Origin of the sequence: Mycobacterium sp. Root135 (assembly GCF_001426545.1) — a bacterium.
Lineage (GTDB): Bacteria > Actinomycetota > Actinomycetes > Mycobacteriales > Mycobacteriaceae > Mycobacterium.
The window spans coordinates 23,381-45,801 of record NZ_LMEZ01000001.1 but is presented as its reverse complement, the minus strand read 5'-3'; the positions used below and the strand labels follow the sequence as shown (position 1 = coordinate 45,801).

At 63.7% G+C, this 22,421-nt stretch carries 25 protein-coding genes and 2 pseudogenes; 12 read left to right on the top strand and 15 right to left on the bottom strand.

What is annotated here, in order from left to right:
* Positions 1-88 precede the first annotated feature (88 nt).
* Both ASD37_RS00230 and ASD37_RS00225 read right to left on the bottom strand, forming a co-directional pair.
* A complete protein-coding gene (locus ASD37_RS00230; protein WP_056546383.1) occupies positions 89-1,033 on the bottom strand; it encodes an NADP-dependent oxidoreductase in 945 nt (314 codons plus the stop codon).
* 139 nt (positions 1,034-1,172) lie between these two features.
* Positions 1,173-1,625 carry a DUF2000 domain-containing protein gene (locus tag ASD37_RS00225; RefSeq protein WP_235567929.1) on the bottom strand — a complete coding sequence of 151 codons (453 nt, stop codon included), beginning with the start codon at positions 1,623-1,625 and terminating at the stop codon, positions 1,173-1,175.
* A 79-nt stretch (positions 1,626-1,704) separates the two neighbouring features.
* Between ASD37_RS00225 and ASD37_RS00220 the strand changes: the two genes are divergently transcribed.
* Positions 1,705-2,169, top strand: coding sequence for an Lrp/AsnC family transcriptional regulator (locus ASD37_RS00220; protein ID WP_056546367.1), 465 nt, complete (start codon positions 1,705-1,707; stop codon positions 2,167-2,169).
* Positions 2,170-2,195: 26 nt separating this feature from the next.
* Here ASD37_RS00220 and ASD37_RS32640 read toward each other — a convergent pair.
* Both ASD37_RS32640 and ASD37_RS00210 read right to left on the bottom strand, forming a co-directional pair.
* Positions 2,196-2,564: pseudogene (locus ASD37_RS32640) on the bottom strand (hypothetical protein); the annotation flags it as partial.
* A 16-nt stretch (positions 2,565-2,580) separates the two neighbouring features.
* On the bottom strand, positions 2,581-3,045 hold the full coding sequence (locus ASD37_RS00210; RefSeq protein ID WP_056546361.1) for a MarR family winged helix-turn-helix transcriptional regulator: 465 nt from the start codon (positions 3,043-3,045) through the stop codon (positions 2,581-2,583).
* A gap of 98 nt (positions 3,046-3,143) precedes the next feature.
* Between ASD37_RS00210 and ASD37_RS00205 the strand changes: the two genes are divergently transcribed.
* Together ASD37_RS00205 and ASD37_RS00200 are read left to right on the top strand one after the other, a co-directional pair.
* Complete coding sequence (locus ASD37_RS00205) at positions 3,144-3,569, top strand: Rid family hydrolase (RefSeq protein ID WP_056546358.1); 426 nt, start codon at positions 3,144-3,146, stop codon at positions 3,567-3,569.
* 76 nt (positions 3,570-3,645) lie between these two features.
* Entirely contained in the window at positions 3,646-4,455 is an 810-nt protein-coding gene (locus ASD37_RS00200; protein WP_056546355.1) for an alpha/beta fold hydrolase, read from the top strand.
* Positions 4,456-4,470: 15 nt separating this feature from the next.
* Here ASD37_RS00200 and ASD37_RS00195 read toward each other — a convergent pair whose 3' ends face one another.
* The gene (locus tag ASD37_RS00195) at positions 4,471-5,394 is read right to left on the bottom strand and encodes a TIGR03564 family F420-dependent LLM class oxidoreductase (protein ID WP_056546352.1); all 924 of its coding nucleotides are present in this window, start codon (positions 5,392-5,394) and stop codon (positions 4,471-4,473) included.
* 75 nt (positions 5,395-5,469) lie between these two features.
* Here ASD37_RS00195 and ASD37_RS00190 point away from each other — a divergent pair, with 75 nt between their 5' ends.
* The 5 genes from ASD37_RS00190 (at position 5,470) to ASD37_RS00170 (ending at position 10,019) form a co-directional block, all read left to right on the top strand.
* Complete coding sequence (locus tag ASD37_RS00190) at positions 5,470-6,042, top strand: TetR/AcrR family transcriptional regulator (RefSeq protein ID WP_162253206.1); 573 nt, start codon at positions 5,470-5,472, stop codon at positions 6,040-6,042.
* A gap of 381 nt (positions 6,043-6,423) precedes the next feature.
* On the top strand, positions 6,424-7,323 hold the full coding sequence (locus ASD37_RS00185) for an NAD(P)-binding domain-containing protein (protein ID WP_082569878.1): 900 nt from the start codon (positions 6,424-6,426) through the stop codon (positions 7,321-7,323).
* A complete protein-coding gene (locus ASD37_RS00180) occupies positions 7,320-8,693 on the top strand; it encodes an MFS transporter (RefSeq protein WP_082569877.1) in 1,374 nt (457 codons plus the stop codon). The genes ASD37_RS00185 and ASD37_RS00180 overlap by 4 nt, the downstream gene beginning before the upstream one ends.
* Positions 8,690-9,319 (top strand): 4-carboxy-4-hydroxy-2-oxoadipate aldolase/oxaloacetate decarboxylase, encoded by a 630-nt coding sequence (locus tag ASD37_RS00175; protein WP_056546343.1) that lies wholly within the window; start codon positions 8,690-8,692, stop codon positions 9,317-9,319. The genes ASD37_RS00180 and ASD37_RS00175 overlap by 4 nt, the downstream gene beginning before the upstream one ends.
* 13 nt (positions 9,320-9,332) lie before the next feature.
* On the top strand, positions 9,333-10,019 hold the full coding sequence (locus tag ASD37_RS00170) for a GntR family transcriptional regulator (RefSeq protein ID WP_056546339.1): 687 nt from the start codon (positions 9,333-9,335) through the stop codon (positions 10,017-10,019).
* A 444-nt stretch (positions 10,020-10,463) separates the two neighbouring features.
* On the opposite strand, the gene ASD37_RS00165 is transcribed toward ASD37_RS00170, so the two are convergent.
* Positions 10,464-11,030 (bottom strand): TetR/AcrR family transcriptional regulator, encoded by a 567-nt coding sequence (locus ASD37_RS00165; protein ID WP_200959725.1) that lies wholly within the window; start codon positions 11,028-11,030, stop codon positions 10,464-10,466.
* A 187-nt stretch (positions 11,031-11,217) separates the two neighbouring features.
* Between ASD37_RS00165 and ASD37_RS00160 the strand changes: the two genes are divergently transcribed.
* From ASD37_RS00160 to ASD37_RS00145, 4 genes and pseudogenes are all read left to right on the top strand, one after another.
* A complete protein-coding gene (locus ASD37_RS00160; protein WP_370072445.1) occupies positions 11,218-11,646 on the top strand; it encodes an MmpS family transport accessory protein in 429 nt (142 codons plus the stop codon).
* Positions 11,643-14,510: an RND family transporter gene (locus ASD37_RS00155; RefSeq protein WP_056546332.1), complete on the top strand. Its 2,868-nt coding sequence runs from the start codon at positions 11,643-11,645 to the stop codon at positions 14,508-14,510. Before ASD37_RS00160 ends, ASD37_RS00155 begins: the two co-directional genes overlap by 4 nt.
* Entirely contained in the window at positions 14,507-14,839 is a 333-nt protein-coding gene (locus ASD37_RS00150) for a DUF732 domain-containing protein (protein ID WP_056546328.1), read from the top strand. The genes ASD37_RS00155 and ASD37_RS00150 overlap by 4 nt, the downstream gene beginning before the upstream one ends.
* A 24-nt stretch (positions 14,840-14,863) precedes the next feature.
* Positions 14,864-15,210: pseudogene (locus ASD37_RS00145) on the top strand (DUF5078 domain-containing protein).
* 390 nt (positions 15,211-15,600) lie between these two features.
* Here ASD37_RS00145 and ASD37_RS00140 read toward each other — a convergent pair.
* The 9 genes from ASD37_RS00140 to ASD37_RS00100 form a co-directional block, all read right to left on the bottom strand.
* Positions 15,601-16,839 carry a bifunctional 3,4-dihydroxy-2-butanone-4-phosphate synthase/GTP cyclohydrolase II gene (locus ASD37_RS00140; RefSeq protein WP_056546326.1) on the bottom strand — a complete coding sequence of 413 codons (1,239 nt, stop codon included), beginning with the start codon at positions 16,837-16,839 and terminating at the stop codon, positions 15,601-15,603.
* A gap of 512 nt (positions 16,840-17,351) precedes the next feature.
* Positions 17,352-17,669, bottom strand: coding sequence for a DUF732 domain-containing protein (locus tag ASD37_RS00135; protein ID WP_056546323.1), 318 nt, complete (start codon positions 17,667-17,669; stop codon positions 17,352-17,354).
* 1,105 nt (positions 17,670-18,774) lie between these two features.
* Entirely contained in the window at positions 18,775-19,086 is a 312-nt protein-coding gene (locus tag ASD37_RS00130) for a DUF732 domain-containing protein (RefSeq protein ID WP_162253205.1), read from the bottom strand.
* A 31-nt stretch (positions 19,087-19,117) separates the two neighbouring features.
* On the bottom strand, positions 19,118-19,432 hold the full coding sequence (locus tag ASD37_RS00125; protein WP_235567928.1) for a hypothetical protein: 315 nt from the start codon (positions 19,430-19,432) through the stop codon (positions 19,118-19,120).
* Positions 19,433-19,545: 113 nt separating this feature from the next.
* Positions 19,546-19,926, bottom strand: a complete 381-nt coding sequence (locus ASD37_RS00120) for a hypothetical protein (protein WP_200959724.1) — start codon at positions 19,924-19,926, stop codon at positions 19,546-19,548.
* 146 nt (positions 19,927-20,072) lie between these two features.
* Complete coding sequence (locus tag ASD37_RS00115; RefSeq protein WP_056546316.1) at positions 20,073-20,513, bottom strand: hypothetical protein; 441 nt, start codon at positions 20,511-20,513, stop codon at positions 20,073-20,075.
* 56 nt (positions 20,514-20,569) lie between these two features.
* On the bottom strand, positions 20,570-20,866 hold the full coding sequence (locus ASD37_RS00110; RefSeq protein WP_056546311.1) for a hypothetical protein: 297 nt from the start codon (positions 20,864-20,866) through the stop codon (positions 20,570-20,572).
* A 161-nt stretch (positions 20,867-21,027) separates the two neighbouring features.
* Entirely contained in the window at positions 21,028-21,690 is a 663-nt protein-coding gene (locus ASD37_RS00105; protein ID WP_156720671.1) for a hypothetical protein, read from the bottom strand.
* Between the two features lie 38 nt (positions 21,691-21,728).
* Positions 21,729-22,415, bottom strand: a complete 687-nt coding sequence (locus ASD37_RS00100; RefSeq protein WP_056546308.1) for a hypothetical protein — start codon at positions 22,413-22,415, stop codon at positions 21,729-21,731.
* Positions 22,416-22,421: the final 6 nt, after the last annotated feature.

Below are 22,421 nucleotides of genomic sequence, written 5' to 3'. Positions count from 1 at the left end.
GACTGGGCCGTGCGCGCAGTGCCGTCCTGCCGGAGGAGACGACGGGACGGCACGGTGGCCGGTACTCGAATGTGGTTGTGGCAGGGCGCTACTTGCTGGTGGGCAGCAGGATGGTCTTGCCGTGCAGGCGGCCGGCGTCGGAGTCGGCGTGCACCGTAGCGGCCTCGGCGAGCGGGCGACGGTTGACCACCTCGACGCGCAGCGACCCGTCGTCGACGCGGCGCACCAGCCCAGCCAATTGCGCGGCGTCACTACGCACGAACACTCGCTGCGAACGGACCCCGCGCCCAGGATCCTCCGGTCCGAAGACCATCGTCCCGACGTGGAAGCCGCCGTCGGCCACCAACCCGATCAACGCCTCGGTCTGCTCGTCGGAGGTGGGAACCAGGTTGAGCACCACGTCGAACGGCGCGCCCTCGACCACCAGCGGGGACTGGGCGTAGTCGACGTAATCGACGATGCGGTCCGCGCCGTAGCCGCGCAGCCGATCGGCATCACGGTCCTTCGCGGTCGCCGTGACCACGGCACCGGCCTGCTTGGCCAACTGAATGGCGTATCCGCCCACCGCACCCGAGGCACCGTTGATCAGGACCGACTGACCGTCGGTGAGGCCGGTGATCTCGAAGAGTGACTGCCACGCCGTCAACCCGGCCGCCGGCAGCGCGGCGGCATCGGCCAGCGGAACCGACGTCGGTGCGGCAGCCAGTGATTCGGCCGGGGCGATCGCGTACTCCGCGGCGGCTCCGTCGGCATCGAGCGGCAGGAACGCCACGACGGCGTCGCCGACGTTCCAGCCCGCCACGCCCTCACCGATCTCGGCGATCGTGCCGGAGACGTCGACTCCGGGAGTGTGCGGGAAGCTGACGGTGTACACCTCGGCGAGGTACCCGCCGCGGATGCCGGCGTCCACCGGGTTGAACGAGGTGGCGGCCACCTCGATCAGCACCTCTTGCGGGCCGGGAACGGGTCGCGGAGCGTCCTCGTATTCCAGAACGTCGCTGTCTCCGTAACGGCGGTAGCGGACTGCCTTCATGATTGCTCCTCGGTTATGTGCTTCGAATGTGAAGCAGTTACACCGCGTACAAGTCGCTTCGACATCGAAGCGATTCCAGATCTCACTGTGAGCGTGGCCACAGAGCTTCGGCATCGATCCACTGGTCGGCGGAGTGGCATCAAACGTGAAGTTTGAGTCCGTCGACGATCTTGTCGACGACCTTGCGTTCGGCACGCACCGCTAGCCCGACGACGTCCAATTCGGCCCGCCGGACCGCTGCCACGGCCGCACGATTCTCGTCATCGTGTCCGGTGCCGAACAACGCCGAGGTGAAGATCGCCGGCGACACCCCACGATCCAGCGCTCGGTTGAGAGTACGGACGAGGCGCGCACTGTCGGCACCGAAGACCATGACCGGCTGCCCGAACATCGGCGCGTAGTCGGTGCCGTCGGCGTCGGCGTAGTTCAGGCCGATCGCATCGACCGACGTCGCCGCGATGCCGCTGGCCAGGAACGCCGTGACGTTGAGCTTCTGCCACACGGGCAGACCTTCGTCGAGGATGACCGCAATCTTGGTCTGCAGGCGATCCATTTGCCCATGTGCCCGGAGAGGCGTCGTTAGTTCGCTCATGACGCCCAAGGTAGGCAATATCAAGCCCACACTCCACCACAGCCGAATTTTGTTCGATCAGCAGTACCATCGTGGCGGTATGGACGAATTAGATTCCGCGATCGTCGCCGCATTGCAAAGAGATGGTCGGCGCAGCAACCGTGACCTGGCCGCCGCGCTGGGGGTCTCACCGTCCACCACGCTGGAGCGCGTGCGCTCGCTGCGGGAGCGTGGCGTCCTGGCCGGGGTTCACTACGTGGTCGACCCCGCCCAATTGGGACGTCCCGTGCAGGCGATGATCACCGTCCGGTTGCGCCCCCAGTCGCGCGACGTGGTGCTGGGTTTCCGCAACTTCGCGGTTCAACTACCCGAAACCTTGCAGGTGTTCATCACCACTGGCGCCGAGGACATCGTCATGCACGTCGCGGTCCCGTCCACGGAGGCGTTGCGCGACTTCGTGCTCGACTCCCTGACCAAACGGCGCGAAGTCGCCGGTGTGCGCACCGAAGTGGTCTTCGACCACGAACGAAACCACGTCCTCGCCCCCGCTCCACGGCAGGGTTGAGGTCGGCGAAACGATTGGGCGCGTGCTCAAGTCAGAGTGACGACGACCTTGCCGGCACCGCTCTCGGCCAATTCGTGCGCCTCCCGGACGGAGGCAAGTGACGCAGACGGCGCCGCGTGACAGGCCGCATGAACGCCCTCGGGTGCCAGCGCGCCGACGCGTTCGGCCAATTCCGGTCCGTAGGTCGTCGCCACGGCTCCGAGATCGGCGAGGAACCGATGGTTCGCGGGTCGGGCAGTGCCGATCACCCGAGCCCCCGCAGCCAACGCGAAAACCGTTGCCGCGCTGCCGACGCCGCCGGAAGCGCCCTCGATCAGCAGTGTCCGACCGGTCAGATCCCCGTGCGTGCCGCGGGTGACACAGCTGTTCCCACTCTGGTGGCCCGCCAGACTGGATGCAACCGAGGTCTTGCTATGCGAGGTCCTCCGGCCGCGTCCGCAACTTTTCGGCAATTCGCGCCAGCGCGCGTTCATCCGTGGCGTTGAGCGGATCGAGCACGAACCGGCGCACGGTGGCCAGGTGGGTTGGTGCCGCCGCCACGACCTTCTCGTATCCGGCATCGGTGAGCGCCACGATCGTATAGCGGCCGTCCTCGGGATCGGGAAAGCGGACCACCCAGCCGCGCTGCTCGAAGCGCTTCACCACGTTCGACAAGCGCGAAAGGGATCCGTTGGCCAAGTAGGCAAGTTCACTCATCCGCAATTGTCGCTCGGACGTTTCCGAGACCTGGCTCAGGGTCAGGTACTCGAACAGAGTCAATCCGGCAGCCTGCTGCAATGGAGCCTCTAGCCGGCCCGGCAGCAGCAGGACCAGAGAAACCAGCCCCGTCCAGGCCTCCTTCTCGGCTGACGTGAGCCATTGGGTGTCGTCGGACATACGAGAACGATACCCAGGCGCACAAACATTTCACGCGTGAAGTCATCCCGTGGTACGTTGACTTCACACATGAAGTCAATAAGAGAGGCCTTCCCCCAATGGGTACAACACCAGAGTTCTTCGTAACCCCCGGCTACGGCGACACGCTGTTGGCGAACTTGCGCTACAGCCAGGCCGTGCGGATAGGCGATCACGTCGAGATTTCCGGGCAGGGTGGCTGGGACGACCACTTCAACTTCCCCACCGACCTCACCGAGGAGATCGTCGCGGCCTTCGACAACGTCGAGCGCACGCTCGCCACCGCCGGTGCCACGTGGCGCGACGTGGTTTCCGTGAACTCCTATCACGTGGCCGAGACAGACGTTTCGATCGGCGACGAGCACAACCGAGTCATGGTCGAGCAATTTCGTAAACGCATGGGTGAGCGCGCGCCCATCTGGACCCAGATCGGCGTTGCCACTCTCGGCGCACCCAAGATGCGCGTCGAAATTCGCGTTACCGCCGTGGTGGGCCAAGACGCGTGATCGACGGCCACGCGGCAGCGTCGTAGATTCCCGTTGAGCCGCAACATTTTTGGGGCGTCGAGCCTGGAGGAGTCGCATGACGTGGACCTTGAGCAAATCAGCCGAGCTCGACGACGGAGTAGTGCGCTGGGACGAGTTGGGCGACGGCCCGCCGATCGTGCTCGTCCACGGCACGCCGTACTCGTCGTTCCTGTGGCGCGACGTTGCGCCGGCGCTCGCCCGCCGTGGCCGACGCGTCTACGTCTTCGACCACCTCGGTTATGGACAATCCGACAAGCACGAGGGTCAAGATCTCACCCTCGCGGCGCAAGGGCGCAACTTCGCCGATCTCCGACAGCGATGGAACCTACAGCGCCCCAGCATCGTTGCCTGTGACATCGGCGGTGCGATCGTGCTGCGCGCACTGCTGCTCGAACACGCCGCCTACTCAGATCTGGCCCTCTTCGACGCCGTCACGGGAGGAACCTGGGAGCACGGCCTGTTCGGCCTGATCCGCCAACACCACGACGTGTTCGAACAACTTCCCGCCTACGCCCACGAGGCACTGGTCACCGCCCACCTACGCAACGGCACGCATCAGGGCTATCGCCCGGGAATCCTCGAAACATATTTGACCCCTTGGCTCGGCGCCGACGGGCAAGCCGCGTTCTACCGGCAGTACCGACAGCTCAGCGAAGACGACACCGCCGAGTACGAACACCCGCTGGGCAGCATCGACGTCCCCGTCACGCTGCTGTGGGGTCGCGACGACCAAATTCTGCCCTCACCCCACGGCGAGTGGATCGAACAACGCGTCACCAATCGCGGGCTGACGTGGATCGACGACGCCGGCCATCTGCTATCCGAGGATGCACCTGCCCAACTGGTCGAGCGATTGACCGCTTGAGGTCAAGGGCCCACCTCAGAGCGCAGCGAGGAGATCGATTGTGCGCGATTGAGTCTCGGCGTCGCCCACCGGTGTTCCGACGAACTCGGTGACGCCGATGTCGGCGAGGCGGTGCAGCTGCGCCTTCACGGACGCCTCATCGCCGACGATGCTGACGACACCGGGTCCGCTGACACCTTCGCGTTCGAACATGGCGCGGTAGGCGGGCATCGACCCCGCCGCGGCGAAGTCGCCGTCAATCGTGGCGCGGACGGCGTCGGCATCCGTAGTCAGCGCGACGAGAAGGCCTGCGATGACCCGCGGCGCGGGACGACCCGCATCAGCGGCCGCCTTGGTCAGCGAGGGCACGATGTGCTCGTCGAGAGTGCGCGGACCGACCCAGCTGGTGACGGTGCCGTCGGTGCGCGACCCCGCGATGCGCAGCATCCGGGGGCCCAGCGCGGCGAGGACGACCGATGGCACGGGCGCCTGCGACACCTCGAGCTGACCGACGGCGGTGAGGAAGTCGCCGTGAACGTCGACGGGCTGCCCGGCGAGAGCGGGTAGTAGCGCGGTCAGATACTCGTCGAGGAATGCAGCGGGCCGGTCATAGCGGTAGCCGAGCGCCTCCACCACGGCGGGGTGGCTCACGCCGAGCCCCAGAGTCAGCCGTTCCCCGACGGCCGCCGATGCGGTCGCCGCCAGCCGGGCGAGCGTGAAGGGATGCTGCCCGTAGATCACGCTGACCGCGGTGCCGAGTTTCACCTCCGGCGCGCGCTGGCCCACCAGAGCCAGGGCGATCAGCGGGTCCCAGCCCGACGACCCCGGTCCCGCGGGCAGCTGCGGCAGCCAGAGCGAGTGGAAACCCCTGGCGGCGATGTCGCTCAAGCCGTCGATGACCTGCGAGAGCGGATGCGAAGGATCGGGCATGGGCATGGTGCTGATGTGCATGTCTCTCATACCTCGCTAGAATTCGGAGAATGTCTCCGGTAACCATACGGAGAGTGTCTCCGCTTGTCGAGAGAAGGTGTCCGCGTGGCTAGTTCAACCGCCCCGTCACGGCCGTTGCGGGCCGATGCCGTCCGCAACCGGCGCGCCCTGCTCGACGCCGCGCTCGCGGCGTTCCAGCGCGGCGGCGTCACCGCATCCCTCGACGACATCGCGAAGGCCGCGGGCGTGGGGGCCGGCACGCTGTACCGGCACTTCCCCAGCCGTGACGATCTGGTGCTGGCGGTCATCGACGACGGCTTGCTGGGCCTCGCCGAACGCGGCGAGGGACTATTGAATGCCACAGATCCCGTTGCCGCGCTTGCCGATTGGCTCGACGCCTTCGTCGCCCAGGCGGGTCTGTTCGAAGGCCTGGCCCGCACCCTCGTCAACCCGGAGGCTGGTGACGACACCACGTGCAAGCGCAGCAAGCGCGCCGGGGCGGCCCTCCTGGACCGCGCCGTGAACGCGGGGCGGCTGCGTGATGACGTCTCGAGTGCGGATCTGCTCGACGTCGCCGCTGCGATCGCCTGGCTCGGGGATCAGGGCCGTGACGACGCTCAACGGTCCCGACTGTTGACACTCGTGATCGACGGGATGCGCCGGGCCCCATCCGCCTAGCCAGACCATCGCCGCCCGCGTGATCGCAGGCTCAATGTCATCCGACACCCGCGCCCGCGGCGGCAGGACCGTACCTGGTCACGCTGATCGGTGAGTCGCCGAAGGCCAGAAGCAAACCGCACCCGCCGCACGCCCTCAACGTCATCGCCGCCGCGCACGTCGAATCCGTACGAGGCCGTTGGACTCCTCGGCCGATACCGAGATTCCGCGGTCGCCATGTTGCGGTCGGCGGTGCGCGAGGATGCGCCCGCGACCGCGCTAAGGACAGTTTTAGTACATCTACTGGCATAGTCGACATTTTTAGGCCCAATGTTGACATTTTGTACTTAAATTGTATCGTGAGTCAGGTCACAAGCACCGGACCACCGAGTTGAGGTAACGATGAAAATTGGAGTCGTAGGCGTCGGCGCAGTAGGCCTCTGTTGGGCCCGCGACGTGGTGAAATCGGAGTTCGCGGTCGTGTCGCTCGCGGACCCGTTTCCGTCAGGGGCAGCCCAAAGTTGGGCCGCTGTGCAGGGGATTGACATCGCCGGTCAGCCAGCGGCCGCAGCGGAAGGTACTGAGATCGTTCTGATGTGCGTGCCGGGAGCGGCCCTGACGGATTCAGCATTGGCGGTGCAGGGCTCGGCAACAGCAGGCGCCGTGATCGTCGACCTGACGACCGCCGATCCGGAATCCAAGGCGCAGAGCGCGCGCGCCGCTGTGGCGGCAGGGCTGCGGTACGTCGACGCCGCCATCACCGGTGCGGTCGGATTGACCGGCGCGCGCACGCCGTTGCTGGTCGCCGGACCCCGATACGCAGACGTCGACGCACTATTCGCCGCAGTTGGCGCACCGGTCCAGTACCTGCCCGACAGCCAGCCGGGCGACGCGGTGCGGGTGAAGCTGTTGCGGTCGGTCGTGACCAAGGGCATTGAAGCGTTGGCAGTCGAGGTGCTGCCCGCTGCTCGCCGCTTCGGACTGTTGGATCAGCTGTTCGCCGCGATGGGTGACATCGACGAGCGCCCCTTCACCGAGCTGTTGACGGCGATGGTGTCCAGCCACCCCGCCCAGGCCAAGAGGAGATGTGTTGAAACCACCTCCGCTGCTGACCAATTGGAGGCCGGCGGCTACCCGGCCACGCTCACGGAGCACGTCGGCCGCGCGTTCGCCCACACCGCCGCACTCGTGGCCGACGTGGGAGTACCCGAGGCAGCGACGTTCTCCGCCACCCTGGACTGGCTTGACCGAAGCCAATACCGATCAACCGCCACAGTGGACATGCAGGAGGTGCGGGCATGAGCACCGCGATGGTGGCACCCGTCGGCGCGACGGCGCTGAAGAAGATCAAGTGGCGGATTCTTCCGTTGCTGATAGTGCTCTACGTCATCGCGTTCATCGATCGCGCCAACGTCGGATTCGCTGCCCTGGAAATGAACGATGACCTCGGAATCAGCGAAACTCAGTTCGGCCTGATCGCCGGGCTCTTCTCGATTGGTTACTTCCTTTTCGAAGTGCCGAGCAACATTTTGATGCGCCGCGTCGGTGCCCGCCGCTGGATTACCCGCATCCTCGTCACCTGGGGCGCGGTGGCCATGGGCACCGGCTTCGTTCAGGACGTCACTCAGCTGGCCATCATGCGGACCCTGCTCGGCGTCGCCGAGGCCGGCTTCTTCCCCTGCGTGATCCTGTATCTGACGTTCTGGTTCCCCGAACGCGACCGCGCGCGCGTGGTCGCCACCTTCATGATCGCGCTGCCCTTGGCCACCGTCATCGCCGCACCGCTGTCGGGGGTGATACTCGACAACGTCCATTGGTTCGGATTCGAAAGCTGGCGCTGGGTGTTCATCCTGCAGGGATTGCCCGCCGTGGTCCTGGCCGGCGTCGCCATAAAGGCCTTGGTTGACAGTCCCGACAAGGCCAAATGGCTCACATCCGACGAAAAGGCATGGCTGACTGACACACTCGACGCGGAAGCGGCGGCGAAGGCGGAGCGTCACGGGACGATGTCCTTCTGGCGCAGTCTTGCCGGTATCCGCGTCCTCGCCTTGGCGTTGATCTACTACAGCAAGTCCGTGGCCATCTACGTGCTGGCATTCTTCACCCCGACCATCCTTGCCGCAGCCAGTGACCGGCTAAGTCATTCCGCCATTGGGTTCATCACCGCTCTGCCCTATGGCATCGCCGCGGTCGTCATGGTGTTCTGGGCCCGCCACTCCGACAAGACCCGGGAACGACGGTGGCACGTGGGGATACCGCTAATCACCGCCGGTATTGGCCTAGCGCTAATGCCCTTCGCCACCAACAACCTGTTGTTGTCGATAGCGCTGCTGACCATCATCACCGTCGCGGTCTACGCCACATACGGTCCGTTCTGGTCTCTGCCATCCATGTTCCTCACCGGCAACGCCGCCGCCGTCGGGCTGGCCTCGATCAACTCGCTGGCCAACCTCGGGGGATTCATCGGCCCATTCGGCTTCGGCGCGCTCAAGGACGCGACCGGTACCAACAACTGGGGCTTGGCCGCCGTCAGCATCACCTGCCTGATCGCCGCCGGCCTCGTCGTCGGCCTGAAGTTCGTCCGCGATGCAGAAGCCACCATGCGCAGCGCCGCACTCGACTCAGACACCACTGCCGAAGCTCTTTCGCCCTCAAAGGAATCCAGACTATGACCACCACTCAAGCCACGCCGATCGCCCGTCTCGCCGAACTCGGCGCGGCCACCGTCTACGAAGCCAACGGACAACGTGACGCGCTCGACCCTGTGCTCAAACCGCTGGATCCTCGCACCAAGATCGCAGGAACCGCCGTCACCGTGGCACTGGAGCCGGCCGACAACTGGTACGTCCACGTGGCGCTGCTGGAAGCCGGGCCCGGTGACATCCTCGTCGTCGACGCCAAGGGCTACACCGATGCCGGCCCGTGGGGCGACGTCCTCACCTTGGCCGCGCAGCAACGCGGTCTGGCCGGACTCGTCATCGACGGTGCCGTCCGCGACAGCCAGCAGATCATCGAATCCGGGTTCGCCGTCTTCACCCGAGGGGTGTGCATCCGCAAGACCAGCAAGGTCCAGCCCGGCAAGGTCAACGTCCCCGTCACCGTCGGCGGCGTGCTCGTCAAACCCGGAGACATTCTCGTCGGCGATGCGGACGGCCTGGTGCGCGTCCACCCCAGCGACGTGGATGCCGCACTGACGTCTGCCGCGGGTCGGCAGGACAAGGAAGACGACATGCGGGCCCGCATCCTGGCCGGTGCATCTACCCTCGACCTGCTCGGACTGCCCCACCCCGACCGGTAAGGTCGCTGGCGACATGGCACCGGCCCAGGAAGGGGACATGGCACCTCGCCGCGAAAGCATCCTGGCCGACCTCCGCGAACGCATCACCAGCGGTCGCATCCCGCCAGGAAGCCACCTGACCGAAACCGACCTCGCCGACGAATACGACCTGAGTCGCAGTCCGATCCGCAAGGCCCTCCGCGAACTATCCGCGGAGGGTCTCGTGGTGCTCGAACCTCATCGAGGTGCCTTCGTCGCCGAATGGACAACGAAAGACGCGGCGGAGATCATGGAGATCCGGGCGCTGCTTGAAGGACAAGGCGCCCGTCTGGCGGCGACGAAGCGCACCACGGATCAGCTGGACGCCCTCACCGAACTCAATGCACGGATGCTGCAACTCAACCGGGACCGCCCAGACGGTTACCGGACGCACATTTCTGAACTGAACCACGAATTCCATCTGCTGATTCTTCAAACTGCTTCTGCTCCAAGGCTTTACGCAATCGCAAAAGACCTTGCTCTGGCGCCAATGATGATGGGCTCATTCCAGTTCTACGACGACCGTCAACTCGAGCGGAGCCTCGACGACCATCGCATGATCCTTGACGCCATCGAACACCACGAACCCGAGCGTGCCCGCATCCTCATGGACGGCCATCTCCGCAATTCCTACGCCGCCCTCAACAGACGTCGCGAGGCCGAAAGTCGTTCGACGAGCTAACGGAGCACGACGCCAGCCGGCGGCACCTACAGCGGCGACTCTGCGGCTCATGACGGCGGGTTGAGCGTTCTAGAGGACGTGACGACCATGGTCCCCTCGGGCGGGCGCAGCGGATCGGCGAACTCCTTGGTTACGAATTGCGCGCCATTGCGGCGACCACGGCGTCATCGGAGAGATCCTCGGCCGTGCACCATGATCACCGCCGAGCTGGTCGCGCTGTGGACACTTACTTCGGCCCGCGACCAGTGGCCGCAGCCTTCGCATTCGCCGAAAGCCTCTGTCTGCCAACACGTGTGAGCGTTCCCGGCAGCTCCAAACCACAGGTCGCCAGCCCCATCACGATGTCTCTGACACCGCCCACGTATCGCAGCGCTCCCCCAAGTCGTCTCTGGCTCACCGTCGGCCCTTCTCCAGGACCGTTTCGGATCGCCGGCATGGTGTCTCCTATGCCGACGCCCCTCGAAGGAATGTTCGCAGGATCGTGGTGACCGCGGTGTGAGCGGGGAGCTCACCGGTGCTCACGTCTTCGCACCCTTGCAATACGAGCGCAAGGAGCGCGTGCTGTATCCACCCTGCATTCAGATCGGACGCGAGGACGCCCTCGTCCTGACCTCGCCGGATGAGTTCCATGACGAAGTCGTCGTCGGGTTGCTCATCCGGCGGAACGTTTTGCAACACCGCCGGGTCCTTGAAAAGGAACACGATCCGGTCACTCTCGGACAAGAACGCCGCGAGCAGGCGATGCAATGCATCGACCGGGGTGCCGTGGGCGGTGTCTGCGCGAACGCCAAGCTCACGAACCACGGCAATGCAGTCGACCGTGACTTCTCGGATGAGGTGATCGCGGTCGGGGAAGTACCGGTGCACCGTCGTACGGCCGACACCTGCGGCCTCAGCGATTACCGGCAACGTTGCAGTCCGGTTCGTTGCCAGTACCGAGACGGTCGCTTCGATGATCGCACTGCGGGTGCGGGCCTGAACGTGGGACAGCGTGTGGGACGGCGTGTTCATCGAACACAGCATAAGTGTGAGCATGCCCTCATAGTGGAGCGTTGAGGTTCCATTCTAGAACTGATACGTTCTACTCGCTTGGCTCGACTCTCCACATCGTGGCGGGGAGGGCGTCGGGCGGCGAGCCTCTCCGAGCGCACCGTCAACATCGGAGACAACCGAAAGTGGTCGAACGTTGAGTCGTGTGTTGCGCGGTCTTAGTCGCCTCTGGATGTCAGTCGTCCTCGCGGTCGTCGTTGCTCTGACGACGGTCGCCGTCTACCGGTTGCACGGTGTCTTCGGCTCCGACAACGAGCTCTCGCGACCCGGCTCCGAAGCTCTGGAGAACACCGGCTTCAACCCCAAGAAAGTTCTGTTCGAGGTGTTCGGCTCGCCCGGGTCCGTCGCGACCATCAACTACTTGGACGTCCATGCCCAGCCGCAGCGCGTCGCCGACGTCCCGCTGCCCTGGACGCAGACGCTGACCACTGACGACCCAACGCTCTACGCCGACCTACGGGCCCAAGGCGACGGCGACACCATCAGGTGCCGCATCACCGTCAACGGGATCGTCAAAGACGAAAGGTCTTCCGACAACGTGAACGGATACATCGCATGCTTGGACAAGACGGCATGAGTCGACACCAGGTCGACACGCACGTCAAAGCCCCACTGCCGGCCCGGCTCATCCGCACCTTGTCGGTGCCGATCATGCTCCTGTGGATTGTCATCGCAGCGTTGTCCAACACCCTCGTGCCCCAACTCGAGGTCGTCGGCGCCGAGCGCTCGGTCGGTCTAAACGCCGCGGACGCGCCGAGCATTCTCGCCATGCGCCATATCGGCCAAGTCTTCGGTGAATTCGACTCCGACAGCGCAGCGATGGTCGTGATCGAGGGCGACCAGCCCCTGGGCCAGCAGGCGCACGAGTTCTACGACAGCCTGGTGGCGAAGCTCAAGAAGGACCCCGAACACATCGAGCACGTCCAGGATTTTTGGGGCGACCCACTCACCGCCGGCGGCTCGCAAAGCAAGGACGGCAAGGCCGCCCTGACCCAGGTCTATCTACGCGGGAACCAGGGCGAAGCCCAGTCAAACGAATCCGTAGACGCCGTGCGCAAAATCGTCGCCGACACACCTCCCCCTCCCGGCATCAAGGCCTACGTGACCGGTGCGGCACCGCTTCAGACCGACAACTTCGAGGTGGGCAGCGCGGGTACCAACGAGGTCACCGCGATCACCTTCCTGGTCATCGCGATCATGCTGCTGTTCGTCTACCGCTCCCTGATCACCATGCTCATTGTCTTGGTGACCGTCGCCATCGAACTCGCCGCCGCCCGTGGTGTCGTCGCGATGCTCGCCCACTCCGGACTCATCGGCCTGTCCACCTACGCGACCAACATTCTGACGCTGCTTGCCATCGCCGCGGGGACCGACTACGCCATCTTCGTCGTCGGCCGGTACCAGGAGGCTCGCAGCAACGGGCTGGAAAGGATCCCGGCCTATTACGACATGTGGCGCGGCACCGTCCACGTCATGGTCGGGTCAGGGCTGACCATCGCCGGCGCGGTCGCGTGCATGGCATTCACGCGACTGCCCTACTTCCAGACCCTCGGCATCCCCGCCGCCATCGGTGTCGTCGTCACGCTGGCCGCCGCGCTGACGCTAGGCCCAGCAGTGTTGTTGACCGCCAGCCGCTTTGGGCTGATGGAACCCAAGGGCAAGCTGCGCGCCAGGGGCTGGCGTCGGATCGGCACCGCCATCGTGCGCTGGCCCGGACCGATCCTGGTGCTGACGTGTGGGATCGCCTTGATCGGTACGCTCGCCCTGCCCGGCTACGAGACCAGCTTCGACAACCGGCCCTACATGCCGGGGGACGCACCCGGTGTCGTCGGGATGCAGGCCGCCGAAAGGCATTTCAGCCAGGCTCGGATCAACCCCGAACTGCTGATGATCGAAACCGATCACGACATGCGCAACCCGGCAGACATGCTGATTCTGGAGCGCGCCGCCAAAGCGGTGCTGCATACGCCCGGTGTTGCTCTGGTGCAGTCGATTACGCGACCACTCGGCACACCGATCACGCACACGTCCATTCCGTTCCAAATCAGCGCGACAAGCGCGAGCCAAATCATGAATCTCGGCTACCAGAAGGACCGCGCCGACGACATGCTCACGCAGGCCCAGGAGATCGACAACACGATCAACGTGCTCAACAAGCAACTTGCGCTGCAGCAGCAGAGCGCCGAGGCCACCCACGAGCAGACCGAGGCCTTCCACGACACCGTCGCCACGGTGAACAGTCTGCGCGACAAGCTGGCCGACTTCGACGACGCATTCCGACCGCTGCGCAACTACTTCTACTGGGAGCCGCACTGTTTCGACATCCCGATGTGCCAGGCTTTCCGGTCGGTCTTCGACTCAGTGGACGGAATCTCCGAGCTGTCCGACAAGTTCACCAACATCACCGCAAGCCTTGACAAGCTCGACGCATTGCAACCGCAATTGGTTGCCCTGTTGCCACCACAGATCGCCATTCAGGAACGCAACCGCGATCTCACCCTGACGAACTATGCGACCGCCGGCGGCACCAATGCCCAGAGCGAAGAGGCGCTCAAGAACGCCACCGCGATGGGTCAGGCATTTGACGACGCCAAGAACGACGACTCGTTCTACCTCCCCCCGGAAGCCTTCGACAACGCCGACTTCAAGCGCGGACTCAAGTTGTTCCTTTCCCCCGACGGCAAGGCCGCCAGGTTCATCGTGACCCACCAGGGCAATCCGGCAGATCCCCAAGCGATCCCGCATATCGACGCCATGAAGAACGCGGTCTTCGATGCACTCAAGGCGACCCCGATGTCCGACGCCAAGATCTACGTCGCCGGACTCGGCTCCACCAACAAGGACCTCCAGGAGGGGATGACGTACGACCTCCTGATCTCCGCAGTAGCCGCAATAGCTCTGATCCTGCTGATCATGATGTTTGCGACCCGCAGCATCGTCGCCGCACTCGTCATCGTCGGCACCGTCGCACTGTCCTTGGGGGCGTCGGTCGGACTGGCTGTCCTGGTGTGGCAATACATCTTCGGGATCCGCCTGTTCTGGGTGGTGATACCGCTGGCCGTCGTCCTACTGCTGGCCGTGGGCGCGGACTACAACCTGCTACTGGTCTCACGGTTCAAGGAGGAGATCCGCGCAGGCCTCAACACCGGCATCATCCGGTCGATGGCGGGTACCGGCCGCGTGGTCACCGCCGCCGGACTGGTGTTCGCGGCCACGATGGGGGCGTTCATCTTCAGTGACCTGGTGATCTTGGGGCAAATCGGCACGACCATCGCTCTTGGTCTGCTGTTCGACACACTGATCGTGCGGTCGTTCATCACGCCGTCGATCGCCGCGCTGCTGGGCAAATGGTTTTGGTGGCCGGTACCGGTGCGTCAACGTCCGGTGTCCTCTGCCTGGCCGGTCCCGAACCGCGAGGAGCCTGAGGAGTCGCTGTCATGAAGTACATCGTCGCCGCCCTGATCATCGGTGCCGCAGTCGTTTTGGCTGCACCCGCAGCTGCTGACCCCGACACCGACTTCTCCCAGGAACTGCACACCTACGGCATCTATGGGCAAAAGGACTACAACGCCTGGATCGGCAAACTGGTCTGCAAACGGCTGAACGACAACGTCGACCACACCGCGTTCGACTCGGCCACGTTCCTCGGCGACAACCTCGACCACAACAACACCACCGAACAGAACTGGCAATTCCTCAACGCCGCCCTGAACTACTACTGCCCAGACAACCGCCCCATCCTCGCCCACGCCGCCATGGCGCAGCACTGAGTCGAACAGGATCAGAACAGAGCCATGAGCCACAAAGCAATTCGATTCGGTGTCGCCGCGGCGGCCCTGACAAGCGCGCTGTCCACTTCCGGGATCGCCTCAGCCGACGCCACCGACGACTACCCCATCCCCCACCGGATGATCATCACCACCTGCAACACCGAGCAGTACCTGCAGGCCGCCCGCGACACCAGCCCAATCTACTTCGAGCGGTACATGATCGACCGGAGCAACCGCCCTACGAGAACGTGGCGACGCACTGGGGCAACTGGGCCAAGGTGTTCTTCAACAACAAGGGCGTCGTCGCCAAGGCCACCGACGTCTGCATGAACTACCCCGCCGGCGACATGTCCGTCTGGAACTGGCATTAGTGATGGCATCAACCGCCTCGCTGTGGATGGCTTGCCCTTCTGCAATACATCCGGGATTGCGTAGTGCCGGTCGTCCACCGAGTACCGTTCGGCAGCAACCGATTCGGCGCGGTCACTTTACGGTGTCGAAACCTGCGAGAGACCGAGATCGACAGCCTTTGTTCCGAGGAGACACGGCACTTCTCAGAAAGAACTGTCGCTGGCCGAAAACCCCTTCTCGCCCTCAGCGCTGCAATGGCCAGCGTCTCTCGCTCGCTGTTAACGACATCCTGCTTTCATCTGCGAGGATCACGACGTGTTTCCCGTGCGCGACGGCGAGTTCCATCGCGGACCGGTGTGCATCATCACGGCCCGTAGCGACCGCCGGATGGACATGAACGGCGGGAGGTCTTAGCCCACCGACGAGCCTGGTAGCGGGTCGCGGGTGAGCCGGTGGTGTCCCATGCGATTCTGCTTCGTGCGCAAATAGTGAATGTTCTCTGCGGTTGGCCGCGTCACCAAAGGGACGTATTCGTCGATGACGAGTCCGTGAGCTTCGATCGCTTGACGCTTGGCGGGATTGTTGGTCAGTAGTCTCATCGCGCCCACCCCGATGTCCGAAAGTATCTGCACGCCAACGCGATAGTCGCGCGCGTCAGCGGGATGGCCGAGTTGAAGATTGGCGTCCACGGTATCCAGACCACCGTCCTGTAGGCGATAGGCCCGTATCTTCTCCACCAGACCGATGCCCCGCCCCTCGTGGCCGCGCAGGTAGACCACCACCCCTCGTCCTTCGGCGGCAATCATCTCTAGCGCCAGATCCAGCTGGGCACCGCAGTCGCAGCGCTTGGAGGCAAAGACGTCGCCGGTCAGGCATTCGGAGTGAACTCTCACCAGCACGCTTGGTTCGCATTGGACGTCACCGAGGACCAATGCCATGTGCTCGTTGCCCTGGACGTCGCGGTATCCGAGGATCTGCCACAGTGCATCGCCGATCGGCATCGTTGCCTCGGAAAGACGCTGCACGACCTGCTCCTGCGAGCGTCGGTACTCGACCAGGTCACTGATCGTCGTGATCAACAGCCCATGCCGTGCGGCGAACTCGATCAGCGCTGGCATCCGCGCCATCTCACCATCGGTGTCGGCGATTTCGCATATGACGGCCGCGGGGGCCAAACCTGCCATAACCGCCAGATCGACCGACGCCTCGGTGTGACCGGCGCGCCGAAGCACGCCGCCATCGACGTAGCCGAGCGGAAAGACGTGACCAGGCTGAGTGAAGTCACCGGGCCGACTCGTAGAAGACGCCAACGCGCGAATGGTGTTGGCGCGTTCAGTGGCGGAGATTCCCGTCGTAGACCCCACCGTCACGTCGACACTGACGTGGAAGGCAGTTCCATTGGGGTCGGTGGAATTCTGGACCATGGCCGAGATTTCGAGCTCGGTCAACCGAGACCGCAACATCGGAATGCAGATCAGTCCACGACCGTGTGTGGCCATGAAGTTGATCGACTCGGCACTCACCAACTCCGCAGCCATCACCAAGTCGCCCTCGTTTTCGCGATCGGGATCATCGACGACGACGACCATCTCACCGCGCGCAATTGCCTCGGCAGCCTCGACGGGGGAGGTCAACCGCAACTCGTTCATTTACAGATCTCCTGACAGGCGGACTGAAGTAACTGTGTAGCAGGCAGTTTTATCTCAGTGCGTACATCGGGCGAGGAAGGTCGTCCACCCCCAACGGCGGCCGCGAGCCCGGCACTGTCCAGTCAGCGCTGATCGCGGACTCCAACGTCGCGCTCACGGCGAGCCCCTTCCACGCTTTGGTCGTGCAAGCTCGAGAACTTCGGCGTCGGGCAGCACAGACGACATCGGGACGCTGCTGGCAGCTTTGAGGTGACGAACGACCGCTGATGCGGCGTTGCTCCTAGTCTTACATCGAACGCGAACGTCATCGTGTGTCGAAATGGAACAGCCGTCAGTCGGCATCGTCAACCGTTCCGATTTCATGCCAGCTTTACGGTTGAGGTGTCGCCGGCTGGGCTCGCTGATTCAGAGGCGTATGGCAACACGCCAGAGCCGAGTGAATTTGGGTAGGAGCATCTTTGACGCCACCGCTCCCCCGCACGCTTTTCAGGCGAAAGCGGCGCGAGTATCGTCTAGTCAGGGAATGATTCTCTGTTCGGGCAGATGAACTGAGTCGACCTATTGGCGAATGTCAGCGCTTGATCGATAGTCCAATCCGGCTGCTCTGACTTGACTTTGAGAGCGGCGTCCCATAGAGCTCCACCGTCCGGTGGCTTCATGAACCTACAGATGTCGTAGCCCTCTCGGATTGCAGTTTGACCACTGACTGTGATGCCGTCGAGTTCGAGCTGCTTGAGGAAGTCGCGGGTGTTGGCCGGGGTGGCATGCGCCTGCGCCGCGAGGCCAATCATCATCGGCAGGGCGGCTGTCGCTAGAAGTTTGCTCCACATGAACTTTCACGATACCGGTTCCGACACCAAGATCGATCGAATCGACCAACTCAGGAATACGAAAGTCGTTGATAGATGGTTCACCAACGTCCTGGTCTCCTGATGACGGGCGATCTCTCGCCAGAAGTCCCATCGTACGTGCGCGCAGATGTCACCGGTTAACTGTGCGCAGCCTCTTCGGGGTAGCGCGTCGAAATGGCAACGCGCGAGCAACTTCTGACGCAGTCCCGGTCCTGCATGCACCGATGCAGTTTGGGGTCGATACGTGCAGAGCCGCGATCGCAAGTGGCCGTTGATGATCCGTGTCTACGGTATCGAGGGAGTCGGCAAAGATGCGTCGGGGACTTCACCACCCGGGACGACGACTGCCTCGATAGGGGGCGCAACGGTCGGGACCGCTGTCGTCGTCGGATCTTGCGCGGGTTCGTCCGGGCTGATCGCAGGAGGCATGCTTTCACCGGTTGCTTGCTGCCCGTTCGGTCCGGACTGGTCATCGAGACCGTCGACGACCTTCTGCAACCCTACGAAGAATTTCGGGTCGATTTGATCTGTCCGCGAATCTACCTCTGAAGCATCAGTTTTCGGCGCCGGACTCACGCTGGTCGGAGCCTCGGGGGGTGTTGCATTCGAGACGGCGACAAGATGGTCCGTCGTGGTCGGTCGAACCCGAGGAGCATGAGACGTCAACGCACCGATGACGCCCCAGGCGCTCACGACGTAAAAGGCTACTGCAACTCCAAACGCGGGCGTTGAGAAGATGCGAGCAATTCGTTGTCCCACGTGTTCATGGGCGGGGAGCAGGTAAGTGACCGGGTGCACCGACGCCCTCGTGTAGACACCGACTGACCACCGAGGCCGTATCGTCGAAGTGGCTCGAACGCTTGACGATTCGGACGCGACCAGGCGATGCCCTGCATCCTGACGTCCCGAGTTTCGAAGGTCCACGTGGGCCTTCATGCTTGGACGCCGGGCAGTCGGGAGCGCGTGCTTTGCCTTTCGTCTGACCGTAATTGGACGTCTCGTTCCCATCTTCTTCTCCTTCTCGGTCGGTCGGTAGCGATGGGCACGATGGGCGGTCCGCCTGCGCGGTGCCGAAGGGGGCGCCCTAGGGGCCGACGAGGTCAGTGAATTGAGGGCAGTACGTTCTGACGGCCAACACCAAGAACGGATGAGCTTGACTCGATGGATCGACTCTGGTGTAGCGCGCTATGCGCGCTTCCACTTCGTCGGGAGACCTGCGGCGGATGAGGAAGTAGCATGCCGACTCCGCTTGGCTGATCAGATTGTCGGAGGCGTTGTAGAAGCCCATGGCTTTGACGTCACGGACGAAGTCGGCATCATCCGCATGCGCCGCTGGCGACGCCAGCGCTCCAAGTGTCATGAGGGCTGCGACACAACCCGTCATCAGCACACGCATCCTCATTGTGTCTCGTTTCCTTGGGAATTGATCACGGGCACAGGTAGATCAGCGCCAGTTGAATGATTGCCGGAGACTGGAAGGTTGCATCGGACCCGACTTGACCAACAGCGCGCTTGTCACAGACGAATCGACCCCTGGTCAGCAACTCGCCATCGCTACGGAATGCCGCGGGATCGTGCTTGATCGCAAAGACTTTGCGCAACTGGTCGAGGTACTGCAGTTCGCCCGGCGTCAACGGAGTCAGCGGTTCGGCGTGGACTGCCGGACCGGCGGTCACGCAGACGATCACGGCCGCGAGCGCCCCCACCATCAGCCTGTTTCGACTGTTCACCATGTCTCCCATCGAGGTGACGAAATTATCTGTCCGCCAACGGTTTTTCTTAGCTAGTCCAAAGGTTCGTCACCTCCCGTCGATGCGGCTGATTGCCGATGCAACGCCCGAAGGCGCCGCGCCTTCTACGGAGGGGCCAGCCAGGTGCGGTTTGGCGTGACGAGGAATCTGAACGGACCGCGTTGGCAGTACGTGCTGGTGTCAGCCATGGTGGCGCATCGAGTCCCGTTGTACTCGACGTAGTTTCGCTGCGGAAGTTCTCGCTCCGCCCGCCCCGGGGGGATCTGCAGACCAAGCGCCCAGTCGTAGCGTGGTTGGATCTGTCCGGTTATCCATCCCACGTTCGTCGTCCCCGGCGGGGCACCGCGAATGTCGCCGGTGCACCCGAAGCTGCCGCGATCCCAGATGCCGCAGTTGAGACCCAGCGGGGTTGAAAACCACACGCCGCCGGAACTGCTGGTGAAGTAGTCGTCGTACTTGACCTTGTCGTAAGTGCTTAGGATCAAATTGGTTACTGGAAACGGACTCGTAGGATCGCCGGTGTCCGGCTCCGCGTGCGTCGCCGGTGCTGTCGCGAGGACCAGCCCGGTCGTGCAGCCAAATACCGCCAGCCAGTGGGCGAGCCGTCGAGCGGTGCTGCCGACTCCCCGGGTCACGGCAGGTTTCCCGGCGATGATTCGTTCTCCGCGGTGTGTGGCACGCCGCCGTAACACGTGGCGTTACCGATATCCAGGATGCTTTCGCAGAGCACGTCGTTTCCTCTCGTGATGCGGACGGTCACGAAGTGGCCTCGCAAGACCCGTCCGACGGTTGCCGCCGTGCGGAAGTTGGGTCGCCAATCGGCTCGCACCTCTGCACCGTCACTGGTCGGGCTAGTGGCGTCGACCACCGGCACGGTCAGCGTCCAAGGCAACGGCACATCCTCGATCAGATGCTTGCCCGTGGTGTCGCGGTACTCGACACCGGCCAGTTGCCCGACCGAGTCAGAGAAGATCTCGTAACGCACGGTGTCCTCGGCGTGCGCCGCAGGTGCATGTGCCAAGGCGGTGAGGCCAACGGCCAACGCAACCGCCACCAGTTCAAGAGATCTCACGTGGCTCCTTCGGCAGTTGTAGAGCAGGAGGTGAATGCGGAATGCACACGGACTTCTCAACCAACTAGAACGGCGGTCACGAGGACCACGTCCTTCTTGGCGTTGTACTTCGTGGCAACGCCGTAGGCGCTCAACGAGCAATCCGGGAGAACGGCGTAGCCCTGGAGCAGGGCTGCCTTGATCGATGAGCCGGCGCTCGTCGCGGAGCCCGACAGGATCCTTGCCTTGCTGGCCCCGACGTAACCGCGGTCCGTCAGCAATGGCATCGCATCTTCCAGCGGAACAGCCCGCGCAGTGAAGTTGATGTATCCGTCGGTGCTGTCGTTGATGTCCGTGGCCACCTGATCGATCAACGGGTCAGATCGAATCGGTCCGCATGCCGGCGGGCGTGCTGCTGCTACCGCGGCTCTCAGTCCATCGGTGGCATCGGCTGATGCCGCGGGCGCAACTGCGATGCCCACAACCGCCAATGCGGATGCCGCAAAGCACGTTCCGAACCGCGCGTAGTGGAGGCTCATCCTTCGCACACGTGCGAACGGTGAATGTCCGAGCCCCAGCGCTTTGCTTTCTGCACCGAGGGGCCGGTGAACCAGTCGGGTTGGTGAGCCAGAATGCCGTTGTTGACGTTCGACAACTGCTCCCAAAGCTTGAAGAAGGCCTCGCCCTCGTAGACGGCGAAGTAGTGATCGCCAAAGGGATTCTGCGGCTGGCTCAGCGACTGGGCACGCGGCCCCAGGAAGTCGACGGCCTGACCGATGTTCGTACTGACGATGTCGACCTGCTGCTGGATGTTGTCTCGCGTGTAGTCGAAATCCTTGCCGGTGACGTCGTCGATCCGGTTGGTTTGCAACCTGTCGATTTGCGAACGCAGCGTGGCGTATTGCGCGTTGTACCACTGACACATCTCGCCCATGGCAGTGATGTCGTTGGGGCCCACCATGTTTCTCGTCTGATCGTAGGGATATGGAAACTTGGGCGCCCATGACGTCGCCCGCGGCACGACTATGGGCAACGGCCTGATCAGCGAGCTATCCGACGGAGGCGACGGGAGCGGAACCACGTCGTCCGTGTCGATCTCGGGGTCAGCGCTTACCGATGCTCCCGTGAGAACCACCGTCGCCAACCACAGCGATGCACAGATCGCTGCGCCTGCTCCGCCTCGGACCTTGGCTCTCATCGTCGCTCCCGCTCAATCTCATTGACCACGTGCACGAGCTACTTCTGCCCCATGGCCGAGCCAATACCGCCGACGTCTGTGATCTGCCAGTTGTTGTTGCTGTCGATCGTCGTGCTGTAGGTAGCCGTCGATTGCAACGCCTCCGGAGCCTGAACGGTCTTGGTCTGGACGCTGACGAAGCTGTCCACCACGTAAATGCCGCCGTTGCTAGACCTGACCTTCGCTACCAGGGGCTGTGCGTTCGAACTCCACTGCAGCGGCACCAGAACCTGTTCCATCGACGTTCCTGCCTCGGAGAGTTTCTTGCTGAGCTCAGGCGAGGTTCCCGCGGTGAGCTTGACCTTCCATGCCTGCAGGTCCTTGTAATCCATGGACGCTGCGTTGACCGCGTAATCGAGTGCGGTCTTCTCGGCTCTCTCATCGTTGGCCGACTGGGTGGCTTGAGCCGTGAGTTGTTCACGCGCACCTACGTACAGCCATCCCAGCACGGCCGTCGCGGCCACCAGTGCGACGATGACGCCGGCACCGATCAGTCCCCTCACACTGATCGACACCGACTTCGATCCACGACTCGACTTCAATTCGTCGGTCGAAGTTTCCGCCCTAGCCTCGTCGGACGGGGTGGTCTTCGACTTGGTGGCGCCTGCTTCGGTGGCATCCGAATCGGGGGCCGAGTCGACGTCCGATTCGCGCCGCTCCAGCGCTTCGGTTTCATTGATGGTCATTGTCGA